Raw genomic sequence first — 1,406 nt, forward strand, 5'->3', positions numbered from 1 at the left:
AACATATTTACCCTGCAACAAGTCTTCAGCAAGGTTTTATTTACCATGCATTGAGCCAGCCCGATGATGATGCTTACAGGGTACAGCAATTGTATGATTACCATGAGCCTTTGGATGTAGATAAATATTTGCAGGCCTGGAACAATTGTATTTTAGAGTATCCAATTTTGCGTACAGCTTTTAATTGGGAAGAGGATATTATCCAGATTATCTATAAAGAGGGTAATCTGGAGCATAGTTTGGTTGATATCAGTGACCTTGTTACGCAAGAGGAAAGAGATTCTGCAATAGAGCTTCTTCAGAGAGAGGACAGAAAACGAGGATTTGACCTGAGTAGCCCTACATTGCTTCGATTGTGTATCATCAGGCAATCGGAAGAATGTTATACTGTTTTGAGAAGTATGCATCACAGTATAACAGATGGTTGGAGCGGTCCTATTTTAGTGTCAAGTTTGCATGGTCATTACCAGGATCTTATTGATAATAAGAGTATAAAGATCAAAGAGGACAGGGCTTATTTAGGTGCCCAGGAGTACATCTGTAAACACAAGGGAGAGATCCAGCAGTACTGGGATACCTCTTTGGCAGGAGTTGAAGGGGCCACTGATATTAATGCGCTTCTTGATGATCCGATAGATTTTAGCAGTTATAAACAAGTAGAACAGGGAGCCAGTAATGTTTTAGAGATTGGTGGTGATCTTTACAGGGAGCTCAAATCCTTTACCCATAGAGAGGGTATTACCATTAATGTAGTTGTTCAGTTTCTCTGGCATAAGCTTCTTCAGGTTTACAGTGGCAATACTCATAGTATAGTCGGAACGACCGTTTCAGGTAGGGATTTGCCAATTGACGGTATTGAGAACAGTGTTGGTCTGTATATCAACACCCTTCCTTTGATAATTGACTGGGACAATACAGCAAGTGTAGTTTCTCAATTGCATGCTATTCAGCAAAGGATTACCCAGATAAATACACATAGTTTTGCTGATCTGGCGAAATTACAAAAGAATGGAGAACGTATATTCCATAATTTATTTGCTTTTGAGAATTATCCTGCTGCAAAGGGAAGTGGTAAAAAGGCATTGAGGATGAATATGCGCAACTCCATAGAGAAAGTGGATTACCCTTTAAACATAATGGCTTATGAGTATGGAGATCGATTAATTATAAAGCTGGATTATGACAGTAATTACTTAAAAGAGGATAAGGCCCTGAAGCATCTTTCTTGCTTAAAGCATATTCTGGAGCAGGTTATAAGTAATCCTGGTCAGTCCCATAGTAATATTGGTTTATTGCTTGCTGATGAGTATAAAGAAATTGTTTACAATTGGAATGCTACTGATAAGGATTACCCTGGAGATAAGACTATTTATGAGTTATTCCAGGAACAGGCAGAGAGAACCCCT

The 1,406-nt window shown here is 38.9% G+C and carries 1 protein-coding gene; it reads left to right on the plus strand.

Annotated elements, in window-relative coordinates:
- Positions 1–1,406, plus strand: a 1,406-nt coding sequence (locus ACN1CN_RS22705; RefSeq protein WP_419137962.1) for a condensation domain-containing protein, incomplete at both ends; no start/stop codon positions are given.

The sequence above is a fragment of the Flavobacterium sp. T12S277 genome (assembly GCF_048514875.1).
Classification (GTDB): domain Bacteria; phylum Bacteroidota; class Bacteroidia; order Flavobacteriales; family Flavobacteriaceae; genus Flavobacterium.